Source organism: Flavobacterium alvei, assembly GCF_002920895.1.
Lineage (GTDB): Bacteria > Bacteroidota > Bacteroidia > Flavobacteriales > Flavobacteriaceae > Flavobacterium > Flavobacterium alvei.
In genome coordinates this window covers 219,695-245,018 of sequence record NZ_PQVG01000004.1, presented here as the reverse complement: position 1 = coordinate 245,018, position 25,324 = coordinate 219,695, and the positions used below count along the sequence as shown (strand labels likewise).

The 25,324-nt window shown below is 34.1% G+C and carries 22 protein-coding genes; 12 read left to right on the top strand and 10 right to left on the bottom strand.

What is annotated here, in order from left to right; genetic code table 11:
- Positions 1-103: 103 nt before the first annotated feature.
- The 4 genes from C3L50_RS08570 to C3L50_RS08555 form a co-directional block, all read right to left on the bottom strand.
- Positions 104-1,660, bottom strand: coding sequence for a glycoside hydrolase family 43 protein (locus tag C3L50_RS08570; RefSeq protein WP_103805763.1), 1,557 nt, complete (start codon positions 1,658-1,660; stop codon positions 104-106).
- A gap of 170 nt (positions 1,661-1,830) precedes the next feature.
- Positions 1,831-2,172 (bottom strand): L-rhamnose mutarotase, encoded by a 342-nt coding sequence (locus C3L50_RS08565; protein ID WP_103805762.1) that lies wholly within the window; start codon positions 2,170-2,172, stop codon positions 1,831-1,833.
- A 17-nt stretch (positions 2,173-2,189) separates the two neighbouring features.
- Positions 2,190-3,833: an alpha-L-fucosidase gene (locus C3L50_RS08560; protein ID WP_103805761.1), complete on the bottom strand. Its 1,644-nt coding sequence runs from the start codon at positions 3,831-3,833 to the stop codon at positions 2,190-2,192.
- Between the two features lie 29 nt (positions 3,834-3,862).
- Positions 3,863-5,842 carry a glycoside hydrolase family 97 protein gene (locus C3L50_RS08555; protein ID WP_103805760.1) on the bottom strand — a complete coding sequence of 660 codons (1,980 nt, stop codon included), beginning with the start codon at positions 5,840-5,842 and terminating at the stop codon, positions 3,863-3,865.
- 189 nt (positions 5,843-6,031) lie between these two features.
- Here C3L50_RS08555 and C3L50_RS08550 point away from each other — a divergent pair, with 189 nt between their 5' ends.
- A complete protein-coding gene (locus tag C3L50_RS08550) occupies positions 6,032-6,910 on the top strand; it encodes a helix-turn-helix domain-containing protein (RefSeq protein ID WP_103805759.1) in 879 nt (292 codons plus the stop codon).
- A 117-nt stretch (positions 6,911-7,027) separates the two neighbouring features.
- Here C3L50_RS08550 and C3L50_RS08545 read toward each other — a convergent pair whose 3' ends face one another.
- The gene (locus C3L50_RS08545; protein ID WP_103805758.1) at positions 7,028-7,795 is read right to left on the bottom strand and encodes a hypothetical protein; all 768 of its coding nucleotides are present in this window, start codon (positions 7,793-7,795) and stop codon (positions 7,028-7,030) included.
- Between the two features lie 224 nt (positions 7,796-8,019).
- On the opposite strand from C3L50_RS08545, the gene C3L50_RS08540 reads away from it, so the two are divergent.
- From C3L50_RS08540 to C3L50_RS08510, 7 genes are all read left to right on the top strand, one after another.
- Complete coding sequence (locus C3L50_RS08540; protein ID WP_103805757.1) at positions 8,020-9,207, top strand: phosphoglycerate kinase; 1,188 nt, start codon at positions 8,020-8,022, stop codon at positions 9,205-9,207.
- A gap of 107 nt (positions 9,208-9,314) precedes the next feature.
- A complete protein-coding gene (locus tag C3L50_RS08535) occupies positions 9,315-11,369 on the top strand; it encodes a LysM peptidoglycan-binding domain-containing protein (protein ID WP_103805756.1) in 2,055 nt (684 codons plus the stop codon).
- 31 nt (positions 11,370-11,400) lie between these two features.
- Positions 11,401-12,060: a 3-keto-disaccharide hydrolase gene (locus C3L50_RS08530; RefSeq protein ID WP_103805755.1), complete on the top strand. Its 660-nt coding sequence runs from the start codon at positions 11,401-11,403 to the stop codon at positions 12,058-12,060.
- A gap of 82 nt (positions 12,061-12,142) precedes the next feature.
- Positions 12,143-13,120, top strand: coding sequence for a DUF4837 family protein (locus tag C3L50_RS08525; RefSeq protein ID WP_103805754.1), 978 nt, complete (start codon positions 12,143-12,145; stop codon positions 13,118-13,120).
- Between the two features lie 42 nt (positions 13,121-13,162).
- Positions 13,163-13,612: a GNAT family N-acetyltransferase gene (locus C3L50_RS08520; protein ID WP_103805753.1), complete on the top strand. Its 450-nt coding sequence runs from the start codon at positions 13,163-13,165 to the stop codon at positions 13,610-13,612.
- Positions 13,613-13,777: 165 nt separating this feature from the next.
- Complete coding sequence (locus C3L50_RS08515) at positions 13,778-15,607, top strand: DUF1800 domain-containing protein (protein ID WP_103805752.1); 1,830 nt, start codon at positions 13,778-13,780, stop codon at positions 15,605-15,607.
- An 11-nt stretch (positions 15,608-15,618) separates the two neighbouring features.
- A complete protein-coding gene (locus C3L50_RS08510; protein ID WP_103805751.1) occupies positions 15,619-17,226 on the top strand; it encodes a DUF1501 domain-containing protein in 1,608 nt (535 codons plus the stop codon).
- Positions 17,227-17,248: 22 nt separating this feature from the next.
- Here C3L50_RS08510 and C3L50_RS08505 read toward each other — a convergent pair whose 3' ends face one another.
- The 5 genes from C3L50_RS08505 to C3L50_RS08485 all read right to left on the bottom strand — a co-directional run bounded on the left by C3L50_RS08505 (position 17,249) and on the right by C3L50_RS08485 (position 21,475).
- Entirely contained in the window at positions 17,249-18,040 is a 792-nt protein-coding gene (locus C3L50_RS08505) for an OmpA family protein (RefSeq protein WP_133158868.1), read from the bottom strand.
- A complete protein-coding gene (locus C3L50_RS08500) occupies positions 18,040-19,677 on the bottom strand; it encodes a S41 family peptidase (RefSeq protein ID WP_103805749.1) in 1,638 nt (545 codons plus the stop codon). The genes C3L50_RS08505 and C3L50_RS08500 overlap by 1 nt, the downstream gene beginning before the upstream one ends.
- Before the next feature lie 74 nt (positions 19,678-19,751).
- A complete protein-coding gene (locus C3L50_RS08495) occupies positions 19,752-20,156 on the bottom strand; it encodes a ribonuclease P protein component (protein ID WP_103805748.1) in 405 nt (134 codons plus the stop codon).
- A gap of 167 nt (positions 20,157-20,323) precedes the next feature.
- Positions 20,324-20,896 carry a DUF6705 family protein gene (locus C3L50_RS08490; protein WP_133158867.1) on the bottom strand — a complete coding sequence of 191 codons (573 nt, stop codon included), beginning with the start codon at positions 20,894-20,896 and terminating at the stop codon, positions 20,324-20,326.
- A 156-nt stretch (positions 20,897-21,052) separates the two neighbouring features.
- Positions 21,053-21,475, bottom strand: a complete 423-nt coding sequence (locus C3L50_RS08485; protein ID WP_103805746.1) for a hypothetical protein — start codon at positions 21,473-21,475, stop codon at positions 21,053-21,055.
- 118 nt (positions 21,476-21,593) lie between these two features.
- Here C3L50_RS08485 and C3L50_RS08480 point away from each other — a divergent pair, with 118 nt between their 5' ends.
- From C3L50_RS08480 to C3L50_RS08465, 4 genes are all read left to right on the top strand, one after another.
- Positions 21,594-22,328, top strand: a complete 735-nt coding sequence (locus tag C3L50_RS08480) for a lysophospholipid acyltransferase family protein (protein WP_103805745.1) — start codon at positions 21,594-21,596, stop codon at positions 22,326-22,328.
- Between the two features lie 90 nt (positions 22,329-22,418).
- A complete protein-coding gene (locus C3L50_RS08475; protein WP_103805744.1) occupies positions 22,419-23,153 on the top strand; it encodes a lysophospholipid acyltransferase family protein in 735 nt (244 codons plus the stop codon).
- Positions 23,154-23,219: 66 nt separating this feature from the next.
- Entirely contained in the window at positions 23,220-24,206 is a 987-nt protein-coding gene (locus C3L50_RS08470) for an acyl-ACP desaturase (RefSeq protein WP_103805743.1), read from the top strand.
- A 170-nt stretch (positions 24,207-24,376) separates the two neighbouring features.
- Positions 24,377-25,030 (top strand): HD domain-containing protein, encoded by a 654-nt coding sequence (locus C3L50_RS08465; RefSeq protein ID WP_103805742.1) that lies wholly within the window; start codon positions 24,377-24,379, stop codon positions 25,028-25,030.
- Positions 25,031-25,324 lie beyond the last annotated feature (294 nt).

Here is a 25,324-nt window from a genome sequence, read left to right as displayed (position 1 = left end):
ATATCCTATTTGGATTTATCTAATTGAATTCGAAAGGGAGATTATGCTGTTGTGTTAACTATGCTCGTAAATAAAATCAAAAATTTTATAATTCATCAGAAATCTATTTATTAAATCTATAATTAAAATAATCTACATCTATAAAACCTTTTTCGTCCTTATCGTTATAGCAATAAATTCCAATTCTATCACCTCTATATGCACCCCATTTTAACTGATAAGGTTCTCCAAATAGAATAAATTTATTCCCATCTGTACTATATTCATATTTACTTACTCCATCTAAACCCCAAGAAGATTTAAGCCATATTTGATTGTTCTCTAATTTCAGTTCTTCTTTGACTTCCCCTTTTACAGCAAATTCTATTTTTTTTATTCCATTTTGAAAGCTTACGCCAATGGTAGAATAGTTAGGTGAACCAAAATGGGTTAAACCTGCCTTTTGTCCATCTGCCATTCCACGTAAATCTAGTTTTATAATCACCTCATTTGAGGATGTACGCATTACCCGTTGTGTTAAAGTATTTCCCGCTTTTAGCAAATTGTCTTTTTCTATGGGCATAAAGGCATGCAGCCTCAACCAGCCTTTTCGCTCGGTCAAAGACCATTTATCCATTCTAGGCTGATAGTTCCACTCCCATTGTAAGCCTAGTTTTTTTGTGTTGAAATCATCGCTGGTTTGTGGATAAAGCGGTTTTTGTCCCTTTACTGGAATTTCACCTTCCCATACCATATTCCCTATTTTGTTGTCATCTGCCTTTCCCAGAATTGGCCAGCCGTCTATCCAGTTTACAGGTAACAAGCTCATAACTCTACCTGACCAATCACCACTGCTGCCATGATGGGTTAGAAAATACCAATCGCCCTTTTGGGTTTGAACTATGCCACCTTGATTAGGTTCATGATATTCTTTTTGAGCATAACTCAATTGTTTTGCATCTTCGTAAGGACCATAAATATTTTTAGAACGTCTCATCATCACTACCCTGCCTCCTGATTTTACTTCAGAAAAAAAATGATAATAAATTCCTTGAATTTTATAGAGCTTGCTGGCTTCGCTTCCTTTAGATTGATAAATGACTTTATCAGATTCTTTAATCAAACTTTTGCCATCGCTCGTCATTTTAAACAGATGAATTTTGTAGTTATCAGCAAATTTTGTTCCTATCAGGTAACCTTGTCCGTCATCATCCCAGAATGGACAGCAATCATCCCATCCTTTTTCTGCTAAAATGGGAGTAAGCGGTGCCCACGGACCTTCTGCTTTTTTAGACGTGGTCATAAAATAGCCCATATCTGGGTCGCCAAAATAAATCCAAAACTTATTGTCGTGATAACGAATAGCTCCTGCCCAAACCCCTCTGCCATACCTGTTCATCTTATCCCAATTCATTTCTGGTGAAATGGCAGTTATGTCTTCTATTGCATGACCAGCAATTTCCCAATTCACCAAATCTTTAGAATGAAGTATCACGAATCCTGGAGAATATTGAAATGTAGAGGAAACGGCATAATAATCATTACCAACTCTAATACAATCGATATCGCTATAATCTGCTGGAAGAATTGGGTTTCTATAGGTTTCATCATTTTGATCGCCCCATTTTTGCCAATCGCCCCAAACTGTTTTTTTAGAAGATTCTTGTGCATTAGTCTGCATACAAAAACAGAGCAATAGTAATTTTGCACAAGCTATTATATATTTTAATTGTTTAATCATTGCTTATAATAAAAAAACTACCTCCGTAAAGATTTACGAATTAACCTATGTTTATAATTTAAAAAAATATCCAACACAAAGCATCATAAATTATAGTTCATAGTGTTGTATTACAGTTTAAATATCTGCTCCATTTCCACCCATTTTTCGCCATCCTTGGCGCCTGGAGGTGCTTGCTGGAATTGCCACATCAATTTTTCCCATTCCTGAACTTTTGGGTTGGCGGCATCCATTTTTTGTTTGCGTTCCGGAGTATAACTTTCATCCACTTCCATAATCATGAACAATCTATTGCCAAGAATATAAATTTCCATGTCAACAATTCCTGCATCCCTGATACTTTTAGTGATTTCAGGCCAAACATTATCTTTGGAATGGTGTTTTTTATACTCTTTTATTAATTCCGGGTTGTCAATTAAATCACAACTGTAGCACACTTTTTTCAAAACCATAAATTTTGTTTTTTAATTTAAATAATTTCCAATGCATTGGCATAAGAAGCTTCGGGTTTTTGATTTGGGAAATAGACTTCAAGAGCGTCTGAATGCTGTTTGAATTTCAGTTTCTCGCCTGTACTCACTAATTGAATCTGTTTTATTTTCTCTGTATAATGTGGAGATGATTTTCCTAAACTTTTAATAATTGCAGTGCCGTTTTCTGGCCAAGCCATTACAGTGGCATAAAGCTTTTTGTCCTTTTGCGCAAAACGAATGTCTTCTGAAGTATAGGGTTTTCCTTTTCCTTCATTGAAACCTTGGGCGGTTAATGCTCCGGCACTTTCTTGTTGAGGGCCTTCGCCAAATATTTTCCAAGGTCGGGTTCCATAAATACTTTTGCTGTTTAATTTCATCCAAACACCGATTTCTTTTACGATTTCTCGTTCCAATTCGTCGATGCTTCCGTCTCCTCGAACCGGAATATTGAGCATCAAATTTCCGTTTTTGCTCACCACATCAATTAAAGTATGAATCACTGTTTTGGCCGATTTGTAGCGTTTATTATTGTAAATGCCTCTGTCGTAATGCCAGTTTCCAATACAGGTATCGGTTTGCCAAGGCAAGGGTTCGATGCTGTTGCTTTGTCCTTTTTCGATGTCCCAAACTATCGCCTTGCGTTGTTGCTCATTAAGAATTTTTCCAGTAACAACTGTTTGAACGGTTTTATTTTTTTCAAGACTTTTATTGTACAAATGTGCCGTTATGCGCAAACCTGCATCGCTAACAGGCCAGAGCGGCAAGGCAGTATCATCAAAATAAATCATATCGGGATTGTATTTGTCAATCAAATCGATGGTTCTATCGTGAAAATTTTCGCAATAGGCAGTCGATGGTATTGAAGCTCCTTCTGCCCAGTCCCATTGTTTGTGAATGGATCCTCTGTCTGAAGAAACCGCACTTAACGGATGATTTTGAGCATACAATTCTTGTGGGTCTAAACCCTCCCACCAAGTTCCTTTTCCGTCGGCTTTGGTCAGTTTTCCATCATATGGCACTCCAGCCAAAGCACCTTCTTTGTCTGAGCCTTGTGCACTTTCATACCAAGTCCAAGCGTGAGCAGCGTGAATACTAACTGCAAAAGGCAATCCTGCTTTTCGAGCCGCTTTTTCCCAACCGCCAATAATGTCTTTATTAGGGCCTATTTTGGTCGAATTCCAATGCGGTTGAAACTTGCTATCATACAAATCTAAATTATCGTGATGATTGGCCATTGCCATAAAATATTTGGCTCCCGAATCTTTATATAAATTGACTAATTCCTCTGGGTTCCATTTGTCGGCTTTCCAGACATTGATCACATCTTTAAATCCAAATTTCGATGGATGCCCGTATTTTTCTAAATGAAATTTGTATTGACGTGAACCTTCTTGATACATTCCACGAGCATACCAATCGCCAGCTTCTGGTTCGCATTGCGGTCCCCAATGTGCCCACATTCCAAATTTAGCATCCCTGAACCAAGTAGGTGTTTGGTATTTTGCCAAGGAATCCCAAGTGGGTTCAAACGTGCCTTTGAAAGCAGGAGTTTCAAGAATTTTGGATTGTCCTAATAAAGGAGATAAGTAAAGCCCAGCTAATGCTGAAACACCTAATTTTAATGCGCTACGTCTATTCATTTTCTTAATTTTAACAGATTAATGAGCCGTTAATTCGTAATAAGAACTGCCCCATTACAAGGAATTATTAGCTCTATTTCTTGATTTTTTTTCTGAATCAAATCGCTTACCGAACCATTCAAAAGAGTGTCATCGCTGTATTTTTTTAGTTTGTCACCCATCGGAATCATCCCTAATTTTATTTTGGTTTTAATGGTTTCTTTTTGAGCATTTATTCCTGCTATGTACCATTTGTTTCCATTACGTCTCGCTATGATGGCGTATTTACCAGGATAACCATCAATAAAACGAACTTCATCCCAAGTAGTTGGTACTTCTTTCATAAAATCGATTGCCCATTTTGGAGCATCGGTCAAATTATTGGGAGCCAATGCAAAATGCTGTACGCCACTTTGAAACAAAACCGCTGTAGCCAAAGCATATACATCCGAAGTCATTCTTTTGGAACCTTTGTTGGGAATATTTTTGTCGTTGTAGAATTTATTCAGCGCACTTCCTCCAAAATCCATACTTCCTACAGTATTGCGAATAAAACAATGCAATGTGGCACTAAAGGCTTCGGTGTCGCAGCTTTTTTGTGTAAAAAACAAATTTTCGCTCGCCAAAACCGCTTCGCTGGAAACATAATTGGGATACATTCTTTCCCAACCACGAGGCAAGGTCGTACCGTGAAAAATGACCATAATTCCATAATCGTTGGCATCGAATAAAATGTCTTCATACAACTTCATCGTTTCTTGTTTGTCGCCACCGAAAAAATCGACTTTGATTCCTTTGATTCCGATTTTTTTCATCCAAGCCATTTCTTTGCGTCTGGCAATGCTGTTGTTCATAATGCCTCTTGGCGTTTGCGGCGCATCGTTCCAGCTTCCGTTAGAATTATACCATAAATACAAACCAACACCTTTGTTGGCGGCATATTTTGCTAATGTTTCGGTTTTTTCACGCCCTAGTTGAGTGTCCCAAAGCGCATCAACCAAAAGTGTTTTGTAACCCAAATCAGCACTAAAATCAACGTATCTGATTTGTTCGTTATAGTTCATACTTTTGTCCATACCAATAATCCAGCTCCAAGTACCTTTGGTGTATTCGTATTTTTGCGAAGCCTTGTAACGAGGTTTAACCAAGTCAAACGGAACCGTAGTTTCGACAATTGGAGCCAAAGTTTCGCCCACAGTTATAGTACGCCAAGGAGTTTCGCTAGGCAAAGCGATTCCGGGAGTGGCTGAACCGATTCCGTTGTTTTCGCCTTCCATTGGAAAACCGATAGTGTATAAACCGTTTTCACGCCCTATTAATCTGCTGGCGCAATACTGGCTATCAACGCCTGTTTCCGAAATTAAAATCCAACCTTTGCTGTCTTTCAATTTAAAAAGACAAGGAAAAGTATAACCGTTACCAATGCCGTTTTCGCCCATTGGCGCATCAACCGTATAAGGAATTTCATAACTAGGCATTGTTCGGGCATAACCTACCATTGCATTACTTTGAGCTGAAAGAAAAGTGGTAGTTCCTGCAGGTAATACAAATCCTGAAGCTTCTTCTTTGACCACAGCCGAAAGGGCTTTGTTTTGCGGATGAACCTTGTATTTAAAAGCTACATCATTATTGCTTACTCTAAAAATAATGTCTATGGCAGGTTTATTTTCTTTGGTGAAAGAAAAAGAAGTTTCATTGGCTATATAACGCACTTTGCTTTGTTTGATGTTAGGCAATTCATAGCTTTCATCAATTTTAGTTGGAATAATTTTAGTACTTAATTCTAATCCGTTACTAAAATCGCCCACATTTGTTTTTAATCCAAGAGGCGATTGTTCTAAAACTACTTTTTCGTTATAGAAAACCGTATAAGTTGGTTTTCCATTCAATACCGATACTTGTACTTTGAGTTTATTATCGGGACTATTTATTATTTGTTGCGCATTGCTTTTGAGAGCACAAAGCAGCAAAAATAAAAATATTGATTTTAGACTAATCTGTTTTTGAATTTTGTAAAACATCGTTTTCATATTTTAATTGCATTAAGAATTTTAAAAATCAAAAATACTATTATTAGGCTTTAAAATTTACAAATTCGTATTTTTACAAATCAATTTCGTTGAATTAAAAAAACAAATGTAAATCAGTTACAGGGCTAATTTTTTATTCAAAACCGATTTTTTATTATTCAAAACCGACTTTTACTTAAAAATAACAGAATGTTAAATGCTATTTTCAAACACTCCTTTTCCTTATTACATATCGATTATGTGAAACTCAATCAGAATTGGAATTATAACAATGTTATCAGTCCATATTATAGGTTGTATTATATTGATGAAGGAATGGGCACTGTTTCTGACAACTCAAATCGTTTGATATTAGAACCTGGTTATCTGTATCTAATTCCAAGTTTTACCTTGTGCAATTTGAATTGTGAAGCTTATTTGAGCCAGTATTTTATTCAATTTTTTGAAGAATCTCCCGATGGTATTTCTTTGTTTACTAACAACAGGTTGGTGATGAAGTTAGCCACTACAGCAATTGACATCATCCTTATTAAAAGATTGCTGGAGACTAATCCAGGAAGAGGAATTAATCGGTCAGATAATCCAAAAGTCTATGAAAAAGAGGCTTATTATAAGGAATATAGGTCGCTGAATGAGTCAATGAAAACACATAGAAAGTTTGAAAACCAAGGGATTTTATTGCAACTCATTTCCCGGTTTTTGAGTTCTAATGGTTTTAAATCTAGTGCTTCACAATCGGTGCCTTCCAAAATTTTAGGCACAATGAGTTATGTGCAGCTTCATTTGGGCGAAAATCTCACGGTAACAAAACTGGCTCAAAGAGTGAATCAGAATCAGGATTATTTTTCAAAACAATTTCTACTGCATACTGGGCAAAGACCTTTGAATTACATTCACGAAAAGAAAATCGAAAGAGCGCAATATCTTATTGCAACAACCAATAAGAGTTTTTTAGAAATTGCTTTAGATACAGGTTTTTCTAATTTGCCTCATTTTTCAAAAATATTCAAGCAAATTGTTAGCTTAACTCCAAGAGAATACCGTCAACAGAACAGCCATTTGAAATAATGATTTTTTTTGTCGTCGGCAATATTTTGCTGTGGACAAAAATGGAATGTCAATTTTTTTTTCAGGTTTATGAGAAATGTATAGGTCTCATTTATTTGAAATAATTAAGTATCACTTTTATGGTTGATTTAATTTTTCCAACAAAGAAATTTCAGAGTCTAGAGTAATCAAACCGCGTCTTGGTCGGTCTAAATCTAAAGTGATAAAAATCACGACACAGATAAGAAAACAAAAACCAGTCACGAATTTGACGTTTATTTTTTTCTCTAAACCTGAATTATATCCAATAAAAAAAGAAATAATTATCGAAAAAGAAAATAGTAAATAGACGATAGTTTCTGGAACTCTTGAATTCAAAACCATATTCGATTTTGAGGCACTATCAAACATATCATTAAGCGCAGGCACCATCATATTCGATTGAATAAAGTAGTCTTTGTTTTTTGCATAGAAAGTGGCTCGGTTCCATAATTTTTCACTTGCTACTGCCGATTGTTTTAATGAAGCATTCAATTTTTCTTCATCATTTTCTAAAAGATAATATGCTTTTCGTGATTTTAAATACTCTTTAAAGTCTTTTTTGAATTCATTTTTTAAACTATCAGGATAAATATCAGCTCTCAAAACCGCAGTTCCAATACAATTAGCCTCATCAATTAAATTGTTTTTTCTATTCTCATAACGAGAACCAGCCATTGCAAATGTAAATCCCAAAATTAACGCCAACAACCCTAATAAGGATGAAGAAATTTCGGAGTTTTTTTTATCGACTTTTGCTTTTTTAAAGCCAATTTTGTATCCAATCCAAATAGCCGTCAACATTGTAATAAACAAAAAAATAACAACATATAGAGCGTCTAAATCATTTAAAAGAGTATGTATCATTATAGATTTTTTACGAAGTTAAAACTAATTTTTTTAAAAAATGAGATTCAATAAATGTATGGATTTTTTGAAAGGCAATCAAAAATGGAATAAATTTAAATTTTTACAACGTTTTCGCTAATATGTCCTTCTAATTTTTAAACTATTCTTATTTTTAAGTTCTTGAAATGTTATACATTTGTTTTTCTTTCAAAATAAATAATAAATAATAAAAATAATATCTGATGAAAACTATTAACGATTTCGATTTCAAAAACAAAAAAGCCATAATCCGTGTTGATTTTAACGTTCCTTTGGACGAAAATTTTAATGTAACCGATGCTACTCGTATTGAAGCTGCAAAGCCAACAATAGACAAAATTATTGCCGATGGTGGAAGTGTGATTTTGATGTCTCACTTGGGAAGACCAAAAGGAGTAGATAGAAAATATTCATTGGGGCATATCATCAAAAAAGCTTCAGAAATTTTGGGTCAAGTAGTTTATTTTGCGCCAGATTGTATAGGAAGCGAAGCTGAGAAAGCGGTAAGTAATTTGCAACCAGGACAAATTTTATTGTTAGAAAACCTTCGTTTTTATAAAGAAGAAGAAGCTGGAGATGTTGAATTTGCAAAAGAATTGGCTTCATTTGGAGATGTTTATGTAAACGATGCCTTCGGAACAGCACACAGAGCACACGCTTCGACAACTATCATTGCACAGTTTTTTCCAGAAGCTAAATGTTTCGGATTATTGTTAGCAAGAGAAATCGAAAGTTTGAACAAAGTTTTAAAAGATTCTGTAAAACCCGTTACAGCAGTTCTTGGTGGTTCAAAAGTATCGTCGAAAATTACCGTTATCGAAAACATTTTGGACAAAGTAGATCATATGATTATTGGCGGAGGGATGACTTTTACTTTTGTTAAAGCTTTGGGAGGAAAAGTAGGTAATTCTATTTGCGAAGACGACAAACAAGAATTAGCCTTAGAAATTTTGAGATTGGCCAAAGAAAAAGGAGTTCAAATTCACATTCCTGTTGATGTTGTTGCAGCCGATGATTTTTCGAATACTGCCAATACACAAGTTGTTGATGTTCGTGAAATTCCTGATGGATGGGAAGGATTGGATGCTGGTCCAAAATCATTGGAAAACTTCAAAAAAGTAATTCTAGAATCAAAAACAATTCTTTGGAATGGTCCTTTGGGAGTTTTTGAAATGGAAAGTTTTGCTAAAGGAACCATTGCACTTGGCAACTTTATTGCTGAGTCAACAGCAAACGGAGCTTTCTCACTTGTAGGCGGTGGAGATTCAGTTGCAGCCGTGAAACAATTTGGATTTGAAGACAAAGTAAGTTATGTTTCTACAGGCGGAGGAGCCATGTTAGAGATGTTAGAAGGTAGGATTTTACCTGGAATCGCAGCTATTTTGAACTAAAAACTGCGTTTTTAACAATATTTAGTGAAAATTACAGTTACAACATATTAAATTTGCAACAAACAGTTTTATAATTGTTTGTTGCATAATATGTTGATTATAAAATTATGAAGATAAAAAATATAGCCCCAATACTTTTTTTGTTTTTTTCAATTCAAACGTTTTCGCAAAAGTATGTTGAAAATAAAGGTGTTACCAAAACAGAAACTCAAAACTACTACTTAGATTCCATCAAGAAAACTTTTGTAAAAGATAATCTCGCTTCCTGCGTTGACAGTCTGTGGTTGAAGGAATTAACCAGTCTCGATTTATTCAATGATATTTCTGACGATATAAAAAATATCAATATCGACGAAAAGGTGGATTATGAATTGCCAACCGAATTGTTGAAACAACGATTAGCGGCAATGGATGCAAAATCTCCATTTAATATTGAATACAATCCTGGTTTAGAAAATATTATAAAGTCATTTTTAAAGAACAGAAAGAAATCTTTTGGACGATTAATGGCTATTTCAGAATATTATTTTCCAATGTTTGAAGAGGCTTTGGCCAAACAAAACGTTCCCTTGGAAATCAAATATTTAGCCATTGTAGAATCAGCTTTGAATCCAAAAGCAGTTTCAAGAGTGGGAGCAACCGGACTTTGGCAGTTTATGTATCAAACAGGAAAACAATACAATCTGAAAATTGATTCCTATGTTGACGAACGAAGTGATCCTTTAAAATCGAGTAATGCTGCTGCTGAATACATGAGCAAAATGTATGAAATTTTTGGCGATTGGGATTTGGTTTTGGCATCTTATAATTCAGGACCAGGCAATGTTGCAAAAGCAATTCGCCGATCGGGTGGACAACAAAATTATTGGAATATTAGAAAAAATTTACCCAAAGAAACTCAAGGATATGTACCAGCTTTTTTAGCAACAATGTACATTTATGAATACCACAAAGAACACGGAATTAAGCCAGAAAGAGCATTAGTACAGAATTTTGCTACTGATACAATACTAATAAAAAAGCAAATGTCGTTCAAGCAAATTGCTGATTTGCTAGATGTTTCTGTGACTCAACTACAACTTTTAAACCCTTCTTATAAAATGAATGTGATTCCGTATTATGGAGATCAAGATCATTTTTTAAGATTACCAAAGGATAAAATTGCCGTTTTCGCCTCAAACGAAGACAAAATTTATGCTTATGTACAACGGGATTTAGATTTTCGTGAAAAACCATTTCAAGTTACAAAAGCCATTGTCTTGAATGACACTTTAAATGCTACGCAACGAGTATCACTTCCTAAAACAAAATATTATACTGTAAAAAGCGGGGATAATCTAACTGAAATTGCCAATAAATATAGCGTTACAGTAAATGATATTAAAAACTGGAATAACTTAAAAGGAAGTACAGTTGCACGCGGAAAAAGTTTAAAAATAATTACTAATGAAAGCGTTGCAAAAACGGTTAAAAATGAACCAAAAACCAACAATGTTCCTTTAGAAGTTAAAACAAATCAACAAGTTGCTAGTTCAGAATCCAAAGTTAATAAAGACGATAAAACGAATAAAAATATAAAATCGGATACTTTATCAACGGCTGTTGCCTCTTATTATGTGGTTCAAAAAGGAGATAATTTAAGTAGTATCGCCAAAAAGAACAATGTTTCTGTAGCCGAAATCAAAGAATGGAATAATCTTGCTACTAATTCAATTCAATTGGGTGCATCATTGCAAGTAGGTAAAATCGAAGGAAATGAAAAGGAGGAGATTGCCTTGACAACCAAGACAGAAAATGTTGAATATATTGTAAAAAAAGGAGATAATCTTGGAAATATTTCCAAAAAATTCGGAAGCACAATAGACGATTTGAAACAATGGAATAATTTGCAAGACAATGCCATTGCGTTGGGAAGTTCATTGATTGTTGCTAAAAGCGAAGTGCCACTAGAGAACAAAGCTGTAGCTGAAACATTGACTAAAAAACCAAATTTAGCTTCATCTTCAAAAACCAATATCACCAATTATTTAGTACAAAAAGGAGATTCTTTGTATAGTATTTCAAAAAAATATCCTGGAGTTAGTATTTCAGATATTAAAAAATGGAACAACATCAGCGGCGAAGAATTAAAACCCGGAATGAAACTAAAAATTAACGGTTAAAACTTCATTTTAAAGTTATACAATTACCCCAATGTTCAAAAAAATAATTTTCGTTTTTTCATTACTCATTTTATTAAATTCTTGTGCTTCTCAGCAAAAAAAACTCTCCAAGAGCGATTGGTATGCTTTTACTAAAACCAGTTCCGAAAGAGTAGAACCTTCAAAAACATATGAGTTTACCGACGGCATGATTCGAATGCACGGTGAAAATATAGGCTATTTAATGAGCAAAAAAAGTTATAAAAACTTTGAACTTAGTCTTGATTTTAGATGGAATATAGACCCAAAATTTAGTAGAGGGAATGTAAAAAAGAATAGCGGTGTGATGTACAATATTCCAACAGATGCTCCAGATAACATTTGGCCAAAAGGAATTCAATTTCAAATTAAAGAAAATACCACAGGAGACTTTATCTTTTTAGATAAAATAACGGCCGTTGTCAACGGAAAATTAGTTGAAGCTGGCGCAAGTGTTACCTCGGCAAAATTTAGCGAAAACGAGAAGCTTTATGGCGAATGGAACTCCATCGTAATCATATCCTATAATGGAAAAATCACCCAATTTTTGAACGGAAAATTAATAAACGAATGTGTTGAAGCTTCTTCTATAGAAGGTAAAATTTCATTGAATTATGAAGGTTCCCCAATTGATTTTAGAAACATTCAAATCAAAAATATTTCTAAAGAATAAAGCCAAATTGCCAAAATACTTTTGTCACTTTTTATAAAAGCAAGTCTTTTTTTCGCTTTATTTGAGGAACAATTCCGTATCAATGAATAAAAATTTCTTTTTATTTCTATCAGCAATAGCCCTTTTGTTTTTTTCTTGTAAAAAGCAAGAGGACAATTTGCCGCGAAAAGCAACCGGAAAAATCAATACAATTTCTGTAATTATTGACGACCAACTCTGGAACGGTGAGATTGGCGAAAGCATTCGAAATAAGTTTGCATCACCCGTTATTGGCTTGCCCGAAGAAGAACCTCTTTTTACCATAAATCAATATCCAGTAAAATTAATGGAAGGATTTATGACCGATAGCAGAACAATTATTGTTGTAAAAAAAGACACCAAAACCAAATTCGAAATTCGAAAAAACCAATATGCTTCGCCTCAGAATGTGTTTCATATTTCGGGAAAAACCAATGGTGAAATACTAGAACTAATCGAAAAAAATGCTTCTCAAATTATCCAAATCATTAAGGAAACTGAAATTGCCGAAAGTCAAAGAATAAACCGACTTTCCTTGATGAATCCAGTTATCATTAGAAACAAGTTTCAGATTTCGTTGCAAGTTCCTTACGGCTATTTGTATGCGCTTCAAAGCAGCAAATTTCTGTGGTTGAAAAAAGAAATTATTAGTGGCAACACCAGTATTTTGATTTATGAAGTTCCTATAAACACAATTAAAAACAGCTCTAATATAATTGAAAACATCATCAAAACCCGAGATTCTATTGGCAATTTATACATTAGAGGAACCGAAGCAGATACTCAAATGATTACTGAAGAAGGCTATTCGCCTTATTTTTTCAAAACCAAAATAAACGGCAAAGAGGCTTTCGAAACCAAAGGAACTTGGGAGCTGAAAAACGATTTTATGTCCGGTCCATTTGTAAATTATGCCATTATAGATCAGAAACGCAACAGAGTATTAATTTTGGAAGGATTTTGCTATTCACCGTCCAAAGAAGAGCGGGATTTAATACACGAATTAGAAGCCGTAATCAAATCAATTGTTATTTTGAACTAAGAGAAAATCAATTGCATTGATAAAACATAAACCAGTTTATTTATGAGCAGCCTACAATGGAAAATAAAGTCTTTCGAAAACCTTTCGGTAAACGAACTTTATGATATTCTGAGATTGAGAAGCGAGATATTTGTCGTAGAACAAAACTGTGTTTATCTTGATCTTGATGGAAAAGATAAATTATCACTGCATCTTTTTGGTGAATTCGATGGTAAAATTGTGGCATATTCTAGGCTTTTCCAACCTGGAATTACTTTTGAAAATGCCTCCATCGGGCGTGTGGTTGTTAATGCTAATTATCGAGACAAAAAATGGGGTCACGATCTAATGAGAGAATCAATTGCGGCAATTAAGAGTCATTTTGGCGAAAGCAAAATCACCATTGGAGCCCAATTATATTTGAAAAAATTCTACGAAAGCCACGGATTTGTCCAAACCAGCGAAATGTATTTGGAAGACGATATTCCGCATATTGAGATGAAAAAAGAGTAATTTAACGCTTTATAATCTTGTGAAAGCCTAGCTATGGCTTGCTTCTTTGCATAATATAACCCACAGATTTTTAGTACGTTGAACGTATTGTAAAAAAACATATTTTTGATTAAACTATTGAATGTTTTTTGAGTCGAATTATACACATCAAATTAGGAAGTTTATATGAGCAATACTAGCAATACTATCAATCGAAGAAATTTATTTAAATCGGTATTAAATAAGTTTAAAAAAAATCAGGATTCTGGAGATCCTTTATTTGAAAAATATTCTCGAAAAATATTCAACGGACGACGATACCAAAGCAATACAAAGTCAAAAAATTCAGGTTTTACAGATAGAGTGGTTCCCGTAAGTAGCGGATTGAGCCCTTATACTGGCATTTGGGAAAAATCACAAGTTTTGCATTTGTTGCGACGAACAGGATATGGATTCAAAAAATCGGATGTTGATACTTTGCTAACTTTGAGTATGACCAATGCTGTAAATGCCGTATTAAATGTAAACACAACGCCACCTTCTCCGCCTGTAAATTCGTATAATAATTATTCACCAGATGAAAGTAGTTTGCCTTACGGTGCTGATTGGACAACCAACCCATTGCCTTCTGGAACAAACACCACTAATTCAAGAAGAATAGACTCATTATCGCAATGGAATTTTGGTTTGGCTTGCAATCAGGACCTTACTATTAAGGAAAAAATGACTTGGTTTTGGTATCATTTTATTCCTGTAGATTTTGAAACTGTTCGTACTGCTCCATTTTCGTATGCAGGGAGTAATTCTTGCCGAATATTGTACACTTATATGAAAATGTTTCGGGATAATCCTCTTGGAAATTTTAAAACACTTATAAGAACTATGGCAACTCAGCCTGCAATGATGTATTATTTGAACAATCAAGCCAATACAAAAACCTCACCAGATGAGAATTTTGCTCGTGAAATCATGGAACTTTTTACTTTAGGAAAAGACCCATTAAGTCAATACACAGAAGTTGATGTGGTGCAAGCTGCCAAAGTTTTAACAGGATGGAGGGTTGTCAATTTAAATACCGCTACTCCTAGTACTAATTTTGATAATACTTATCACGAAACGAGTAACAAACAATTTTCCTCATTTTTCAATAACACCATTATCAACAATGCAGGAGCTTCAGAATTAGATGCTTTTATCAATATGATTTTCACGAAATCGCAAGTGGTTTCAGAATATATTTGCCGCCGTTTGTATCGTTATTTTGTCTATTATGATATTGATGCTACAATAGAATCGACTATAATAACACCATTGGCACAAACATTTGTAGCCAACAATTGGGAAATCGCACCCGTATTAGACCAACTTTTTAAAAGCCAACATTTTTATGATATGGCCAATAGAGGCGTTTACATCAAATCGCCTTTCGATTTGGTGATTGGTAGTTTGAGAACGTTCAATTTGAATTATACAGTTGCAGATCAAACCAATTTTGAAGCGCAATATAAAGTTTGGAATTATTACAACAATAGTATTTCTAGCGGTTTAGAGCAAACTATGGGAAGAATTCCCAATGTTTCGGGCTGGGTTGCTTTTTATCAAAATCCCTCTTTTCATGAATATTGGATAAATTCAAATACAACTCAAAAAAGATTTGATTTCTTAAACAGAATTTTCAATGGTTACAATCTTACTTACAATCTGCTTACAACGCGTATCGAAGTTGATTTGATAGCCTTTATACAACAATTTGACCCTGCTATTTGTGAAGATCCCGATTTATTGGTAGCAGAATGTATTGCCTATTTATTGCCAATTGACTTAAGCGTTACTCAAAAAGAACAGATTAAAATACAATCACTACTTTCCAATCAAACCACAAATAGCTATTGGACTACTGCTTGGTCGCTTTATCTTAGCAACACTTCGAATACGACTTATAAAAACAGTGTGAAAACAAGATTAAAATCCTTGCTTGTCACCCTTACTCAACTTGCAGAATACCAATTAATGTAACCTTTGAAGTCATGAAAAGAAGAAGTTTTATAAAAACAAGTACATTGGCCACAATTCCTTTGGCATTAAACGGAATTCCTGTAATGGCATCCTCCTCTATTGAAAGTAATGCATTGGATATTTTGGCAAATGCAGCGGTGAGTTGCGGAAAAATATTGGTAATCATTCAAATGAATGGCGGAAACGATGGATTAAACACAGTTTTTCCATTAGACAAATGGACGAATTTGAACAATGCCCGTTCTAATATTTTAATGAATCAAAGTTCGGTTTTACCATTGGCTAATAACACCACTACTGGAATTCATCCGGCTATGTCAGACTTGAAAAATCTGCACGACAACGGTAAGTTAATGATTGTACAAGGGGTATCATATCCCAATCCGAGTTACAGTCATTTTAGAGCGACCGACATTTGGTTTACGGCTTCGAATAGTAATCAAGATTTAGACAGCGGTTGGCTAGGAAGATCTTTAGATAAAATATATCCAGGTTATCCTATAGGTTATCCTAATAGTGATATGCCTGACCCGTTGGCCATTCAAATTGGTTCTACCTTGCCTTTTTCTTTACAAGGCCCCAATATCAATATGGGCTATAGTGTTCCAGATCCCAATTCGCTTTTGAATGTAATCAATCAAATCACAGATCCCGCACCCAATTCTGATTATGGAGCCGAGTTAACTTTTCTTCGTTTAATGAAAGACCAAAGTAATGTATATCGAGCAGCCATTCAAAACGCTTTTAACACCACACAAGCCCAATCTGCAACCTATCCAAGTTCGAATAAATTAGGAGACCAATTAAAAATTGTTGCCAAATTAATCAACGGCGGATTGCAAACTCCAATTTATATTGTCAATCATCCCAACACTTCTGATTTGCATAGCGCTCAAGTAGATGTTACTGATAAGACCCAAGGAGCTCACGCCAATAATTTAAGTATTTTATCTCAAGCCATAAATGCTTTTCAACAAGATTTGGAGCTTATGGGTAAATCGAATTTGGTGACAGGAATGACCTTTAGTGAATTTGGTCGAAGAATAAAAAGCAACGGAAGTTTAGGAACTGACCACGGAGCTGGAGCACCAGTAATTTTCTTTGGAGCCGCTTTGAATACCGGACCAAGTTCTATAACTGCACAAAACCCTGTTTCGGGGATGATAGGAAGTTCACCTAACTTGCCGTTGAATGCTACAACTTCTGACCAAGTGGCGATGCAATTCGATTTCAGACAAATTTATTCTTCGATTATGCAAGATTGGCTCTGTATGAGTGAATCTCAAACTACCGATGTTTTAGGAGGTACTTTTGCAAAATTGGCCCTATTTAAAAACACCGCTTTAGATACAGTTTCGTTTGAAAGTGATACTTTTTTCTCGGTTTATCCAAATCCAATTACTGAAAACACAATCAATATTAACTTTAAAGACAGTTTGAATGGGCATGTAAACGTGCAATTATTTACTATTCAAGGAACAAAGATTTTTAATAAAGCATTCAGAGTAAATGGCAATACCTTAAAATTCTCTCCTGATCATTCAATGGCATCCGGAATTTATATTTTAGAATTAGAATACAACACTTATAAATTCCATACCAAAGTGATTGTTTCGTGATGTAAAAACTTAAGAAAACCTATTATAATTTTGTAATATAAAGCTCCACACGACGGTCTTGAGCATCTTCTTTTCCAAGAGGAAATAGATTTCCATACCCTTTAAACGACATTCGATAAGGGCTTATTCCTTTGGAACGAAAGTATAAAAACACATTTTTGGCTCGATTTTCAGACAAATTTCTAACTTGGTCTTCTTTGTCAATCGCGTCTTTATATTTGTTTGATGTACAACAAACGTGGCCTTTAATTTCAAAACGCAGGTTTTTGTGTTTTTGTAACAGCACTGCAATTCTATCTAATTCTTTTTTAGCTGTTAAAGAAAGTTCACTCGAACCCATTTCAAACAGAACTTGATTTAGAATAATGTTGTCGCCCACTTTTGGATTTTCTGGAAAGGAAGTATAGGTTGATTTTTTAATAAAAATCAAATCGACACGCCGGTTTTTATCTCTTACTTCTTTTAAATTTTTTGTGGTGTCAATATCCAGATTTACTTTTCCTCGGCCTTCGCAAATGAATATTTTATTTTGAGAAATTCCATTAGAGATTAATAATTTTTGAATAAAATCGACTCTTCGTTTGGATAATTTATCGTTATAGGCTTCGCTTCCCCTGTCATCACAATAACCATAAAGCTGAATCGCTTCAAATTGTGAAAAATTAGGCGAATTAATTAAGGTAATAATGGGTGATAAATCGTTTTTATTTAAGGTGAATTTATCAAATTCAAAATACACCGATTGAGCCGTGTTGATTTGCGCTACAAGTGAGCTAAAAAACAATAACAACACTATTTGTAGGCTCCTTTTCATCACATTTTTAATATGTTTTTATATTCGGAACTATTATTCAAAACACTAGTTGCTTTCTTAATTTCGGTATTGTTTTTCAAGTAATATTGATACAAGCCTTCTTGATATTGATAGCGTTTAATGATTTCGTCAAGGATTAAATTCTTGATTTCAGCCTTGTTTTTATCCAATAAATTTTCCTCACTTTTTTGAAGAGCAATGGCTAATTGCTGGTATTCTGCAGCAATTTTTTCGTCAATTTTTTCTTTTTTGGCTTTAGCCAATGTGTTTTTCAAAGCCAAATCAGTTTCGGTGTCAAAAGAGAATTTTTCGGTTTTTAGAAATTGTTTGAAATTTTGAAAATCGGCATCCGAAAAGTTTGGGATTTGGTTGCCTAAATTTGGATTTTTGTAATAATAAGAAGTGGCATAATTGAAAATCCCGTCATTTTTTTGCAATGCTTCAGCAATTGGACTCCATTTGGTTTCTTCCAATTCAATGTCGGGCTGAATTCCTCCGCCATCATAAACCGTTCTGCCTTTTCGGGTTTTGAAAGCGGTATAATTTTTTGCTTCAGTTTTTGTGGCAACACCATTTTTGTCTTTATGAGCATAATCCAAAGCTTGAATACATCTGCCAGAAGGAGTGTAATAGCGCGAAATCGTTACTTTTAATTGCGTTCCATAGGTCAGATCAATAGGTTTTTGTACCAATCCTTTACCAAAACTTCGACTGCCAATCACTACCGCGCGATCTAAATCCTGCAAAGCTCCCGAAACAATTTCTGAAGCCGAAGCACTTTTGCTGTTGACTAAGATTGCCAATGGAATTTCGATATCGACAGGTTCTTTAGACGTTTTATAAGTGGTGTTGTATTTTTCGTTTTTCGATTTTGTGGTTACAATAATTTCACCTTTAGCAACAAATAAATTGCAGATATTCACGGCTTCGTTCAAAAGTCCTCCAGGATTGCCTCTCAAATCAAGAACTATTCTTTCGGCTCCCTCTTTTTTTAATTGCTCTAAAGCTTGTTTGGTTTCATAAGAAGCTTTTTGATTGAAACGAGCCAAAACAATATAGCCTGTTTTGTCGTCTATTTTGCCATAAAAAGGCACCGATTTGATTTCTACTTCGTCCAAAACGATTTGAGTAGTATTGGTTTTGCCTTGGCGAATGTATTTAACGTCAATTTTAGTGTTTTTGGAACCTCTAAAAAGCTGTGAAGCATCCTCTTTGAAGTCAGACAAAAGAATATCACCAATTTGAATCACCTCGTCACCAGCTTTGAGTCCAGCTTTGTCGGCAGGAAAATTTTTATAGGGTTCACGAATGATTAATTTATCATTTTTTCTAGTAATCATCGCACCAATTCCGGTATATTCGCCAGTGTTGTTTATTTTGTATTTAACCACATCTTGCTCGTTAAAATAAACGGTATAAGGGTCTAAACTAGCCAACATTGCTTTGATGGATTTGTCCATTAAATCACCCGGATTGGTTTCGTCAACATAATTTTTGTTTAACTCTTTGAAAAGTGTCGTGAATATTTCTATTTGCTTGGCAATTTCAAAAAAATCATCTTTGAAACTAACGCCTACAAACAAAAATGCTGAGGCTATAACAGGAAAAATGTATCTTTTTTTATAAAAAGGAATCATAATAGGGCTTAATTTTAGACCACTAAAATAGGAAATATTAAGCAATTTAAACATTCAAGTAAAAAACAAAGTCGTTATTCCTCGTTTTTCAACTGTTGTACAAACTTTTCAAACAGTTGAATGGTTTTGGTATTGATTTCTTCGTAAGACAATCGGTCTTTGGTTTGGTAAAAAAACATCATCGCATAATTTTTGTCCAAATTATCGATTAGGATGTGTTTGTTCAATCGATAGGTTTCGCGAAGAACCCGCTTGAAATAGTTTCTATCAACTGCGTGTTTGAAATTTCTTTTGGAAACCGAAACTCCCATTTTTAGTTTTTGATCTGTCCCGAATTCTCGGGATTCGGGAATGCCATAATCACTTTCAACAAAAACTAGTCTCAAAGGATATTTGGACACGGATTTGCCTTTAGAAAAAAGCAAATCTATCGTAATTTTACTTTTTAGCTTTTCGTTTTTTGGATAAGTGAATTTCATTAAAAAAATAGAAAATTTAGAAGGCAAAGGTACAATTAAACCCTAAACGAATAAATGTTTGGGATTAAAATTGAAGACAAGAGATATTTATAAAAAACTAAAGCTACAACTTTTTAGGATTGTAGCTTTGATAGGAGTAATAAATAGTATTTTGAAACTATTGTCAATCACTGTTTTGTTAACCAAATACCGTTTTCTGGCATAATTTCTTCTGCACCAACTAAATTAGGGCAATCAACGTCGTCAATCATATTATTATTTGGAAAATAATTTAATTTCATTTGAGAAAGGTTGTTAACAGAAATGTTTATTTGTCCACTCTGACCACATTTATAATTTTTCCCAGTATAATTTAAAATATATTGAGTTGTAATTTCATTAAAGATATATCCCTTTATTACAAATGGACTTTCATTAAGTAAGGTAGATGTGTCTTCTATAATTGTACTATTTACACCTGTAATTGTATAATGCATAATAAGCCTGTCCTCCAGTAAACCTCTATAGGCATGTGTTTCTTGGTTAATTATAAAAGTATAGTTTCTATTGTTATAGATTCCTTTCCAAGTTCCAATGTATTTGTCAAAGAGATGATTTATATCTTTTAAGTAAGTGTCGTCAGGTATGCTTATGTGAGAATTAAAAAAAGTTATTTTATTTTCTACAGGAACTGTTGTAGGTTGTGCTTTAATCATCAAAGCAAAAAATAAGGTCAATCCTAAAAACATTATATTTTTCATTGGTTTTACTAATGATTTTTTAAAAACAAAGGTACAATTAAACCTTAAAAGGATAAATGTTTGGGATTGAAATAGAACAAAAGAAATATTTATAAAAAACGAAAGCTACAATTTTTTAGGATTGTAGCTTTTATTGGTACTATTTTTTTCTAAGTTTTACTCCTTAGGTTGATTTATCACTTTTATCAATGTTACTCTAAGATTCCCATATTTTTCGGCATCTTCTTTAGTCCAAAGCAATTCATTTCCTTTGGGTCTTTTTTCATATTTCCAATCAATAGGTTCTTTTACATAAACATATAGGGTAACTCTATCTTCCCAATCGCCTTCATTTTTTTTCCACTGTTCTCTTGTTCTAAACCTAAACGAAAAGTATTGGTATCCTTCTCCAATGTTGCCATCGGCAGTTTTAATTTCTGGTTTAATTTCTTTAAGTAAATCTTTTAAAGGTTTGTTTAGAAACTGTTGTTCGTTAGTTTTTAATTGATAAACGTCTCTGGTAGTTTTTACCATTTGCGCTTTACACCCCATATTTATCATAAGGAATGCTAATACTAAAAATTTAAGTATGTTTTTCATAAGCCTTACATATGATTTTTAAAAACAAAGGTACAATTAAACCCTAAACGGATAAATGTTTGGGATTAAAATTGAAGACAAAAATATTTATTACTTTTGCGTGTAATCTAAAAATCTAATGAAGAAAATTTTATTATATCCCATTACACTATTTTACTATTTTGTGTATATGGTGGTTTTGTGTACGATTCAGCCTCTTCAATGGTTGGCCTTTAAGATTTTTGGCGACAAGGGATTGAAAATCTCTTTTGATTATGTGGCTTTTTTTAGTTTGAAATGCAATAATATTTTAGGAACACGATTTACTTTTGAAAACCGGGAGCTCATTCCAAAAGGCGTTCCCGTTATATTTGTGGCAAATCACCAAAGTTTGTTGGATACTGCTGGAATTATTTGGTATTTGCGAAAATTTAATTGTCTTTTTGTAACCAAACAGGAATTAGCAAAAGGAATTCCGAGTATTTCCTATTTTCTGCGCAACGGGAAATATGTGTGTATCGACCGAAGCAATCCCAAACAAGCCATTCCCAAAATAAAATCATTGGCAGAGTACATCGAAAAAGAAAACTACTCAGCGGTTATTTTTCCTGAAGGAACCAGAAGCAAAACAGGAATTCCTAATACATTTGCCGAAAGCGGATTGAAAATATTGTGCAAATATGCGCCATCGGCCTATATTGTTCCCATAACCATCAACAATTCTTGGAAAGTGTATCAATACGGTTATTTTCCTTTAAGTGTTGGTCATCATCTTTTTTTCACGGTTCAAAAGCCTTTAAAAGTGAGCGATTATTCTTTTGAGGAGATATTGAAAAAGACTGAAAAATCGATTATCGATGGAATAAAGAATTAATTTTGAATCTAAAAAATCATTAAATTTAAATCAATAAACCCATCTAACGCTCAAAAATATATTTCCTATTTTTACCAAAAAAAACACCTAATGCAAAAAATCATATCCTACCCAATATCCTTTATTGCAATTCTATTATTTCTGTTGACATTAGTTGTATTTCATCCCATTCAGTGGATTTGTTTCAATGTTTTTGGATACCAAGCCCACAAGAAAAGTGTCGATTATTTGAATTTTTTCTTGTTACGAATAGGACACATTATGTTCAACACCTTTAAAATCGAAGGAAGAGAAAATGTTCCAACGGGAGTTCCTATCATTTTTGTGGCCAATCATCAAGGAATGTATGATATTATTGGAATGATTTGGTTTTTGAGAAAATTTCATCCCAAATTTGTCAGCAAAGTCGAATTAGGCAAAGGAATTCCAAGTGTTTCCTATAATTTAAGACACGGTGGTTCAGTTCTTATTGATAGAAAAGATCCTAAACAAGCCATTCCGCTTATCAAAGGAATGTCAGAATACATAGAAAAAAACAAACGCTCGGCAGTAATTTTTCCCGAAGGAACCAGAAGCAAAACCGGAAAACCAAAGGAATTCGCTCAAAGCGGATTGAAAATATTATGCAAATATGCCCCTTCAGCCTATGTTGTTCCAGTGAGTATCAACAACTCATGGAAATTCTTCCGATTTGGGTTTTTCCCTTATGGTTTAGGGAATAACATCAGTTTTACCATACACCAACCATTAGCCGTCAAGGATTATCCTTTTGATGAAATAATGGAAAAAACAGAAAATGCTATCGTTCAAGGTATAAAACTTTAAAAAAGTACTAACTTTGCCCTTTCTTGGGAGCGATTTCAAGTTGAAAATAATAAACCAAAAACACAGATGTCAATAAAAAACGTACGATTAGAAGTGATGCAGCTTCTAGAGAAAAACGTCAGCGATTATGTTGACCAGTATTTAATTCCAGTAGAAAAAATTTGGCAACCATCAGATTTTTTGCCTAATTCTGAAAGTGATAATTTCTTGGAAGAAGTAAAAGAATTGAGAGAAATATCAAAAGATTTGCCTTATGATTTTTGGGTGGCTATGGTTGGTGATATGATTACCGAAGAAGCTTTGCCCACCTACGAAAACTGGTTGATGGAAGTAGAAGGGGTTGATAACGAAGCAAGAAATGGTTGGTCTAAATGGGTGCGCCAATGGACTGGCGAAGAAAACCGTCACGGCGATTTGTTAAATAAATATCTTTATCTTTCAGGTCGTGTGAATATGAAAGAAATTGAAATGACAACCCAACATCTAATTAATGATGGTTTCGACATTGGTACCGGAAGAGATCCTTATAAAAACTTTGTTTATACTAGTTTTCAGGAATTAGCAACTTATGTTTCGCACAACAGAGTTTCGCAATTGGCCAAAAGTTATGGTGATACCAAATTATCCAAAATGTGTAAAATGGTTGCCGGAGACGAAATGCGTCATCACTTGGCTTATAGCGAATTTGTGAATCAAATTTTCAAAATTGACCCGAGCGAAATGATGCTTGCTTTTCAATATATGATGAAAGCTAAAATCGTGATGCCAGCACATTTCTTGAGAGAATCAGGACAAAAAATAAGCTCGGCTTTTGAACATTTTTCAGATTCTGCACAACGAATTGGAGTTTATACCGCCAATGATTATGTGGAGATTATGCAAAAACTTATCAACAAATGGGAAATTGATAAAATAGGTGGTTTGACTGACGAAGCCGAAAAAGCTAGAGATTATTTGATGAAATTACCTGCTAGAATGGCAAGAATTTCAGAAAGATTGGTCATTCCACAAGAATCATTTCAGTTCAAATGGGTAGAACCAGCGAGATTGTAGATTTTAGATTGCAGATTGAAGATTAACGAATGCAGATTTCAGATGGATTGGAATTGATTGTTGATTGTTGATTTTTGCCATTGAAATTGATTTTTTTTTAACATATTGAATTGCTGATTTTTGAATGTAAGATTTTAAAAATCAGCTTTTTTTATAAACACAATTGAATTATGAGTTATTCAGAGATCGTCAATAAAACCATTCTTTTTGTAAAGGAAAAATTAGAAAATGCCGAAGGCGGACACGACTGGTTTCACATAGAAAGAGTGTATAGAAACGCTTTGCATATTGCAGATGGCGAAGTTTGTAATCTCGATGTGGTAAAATTAGGAGCTTTGCTTCACGATATTGCTGACAGTAAATTTCACAAAGGAGATGAAACCATTGGTCCAAAAACCGCCAGAGAATTTCTAGCATCCAATAATGTTGACAAAGCTACTATTCAGCACGTCATCGATATCATAGAAAACGTCTCTTTTAAGGGCGGAAATATTGAAAAGACATTCTCGTCCATAGAATTGAATATCGTTCAAGACGCCGACCGATTAGACGCCATTGGCGCCATTGGAATTGCTAGAGCGTTTAATTATGGTGGTTTCAAAAACAGACCCTTGTACAACCCGAATATTGCTCCAAAACTTCATATGAGCAAGGAAGAATACAAAAATAGCCAAGCTCCCACAATCAACCATTTCTACGAAAAATTATTGTTGCTAAAAGACAAAATGAATACGGAAACAGGGCGAAAAATTGCGCAGGAAAGACATCATTTTATGGAAAAATTCCTTTCGCAGTTTTATGCGGAATGGGATGGGGAAAAGTAAAGTGTTCAGTGTTCAGGAGGCAGTGCTAAACTTTTAATTAAGCCTACTAATACCCAAATATCGTAAAAGAGGTGTTAGCTAAAGTTTTAAAAATTTGCGATTAAAATTGAAATGATAGCTCCAAATAAAAAGGTTAGCATTGTAAAAATAAAATCTGTCTTCGTTGACTCACGCCTTTCAATTTTACTATATCTAGTGTAAGAAAATTTGCTTACCATAAGAAAAACAGGTTCATATTTGAATATATATCTAAAAAATAGTCTAACTAGATGCAAATATATCAGAATTGTAAGT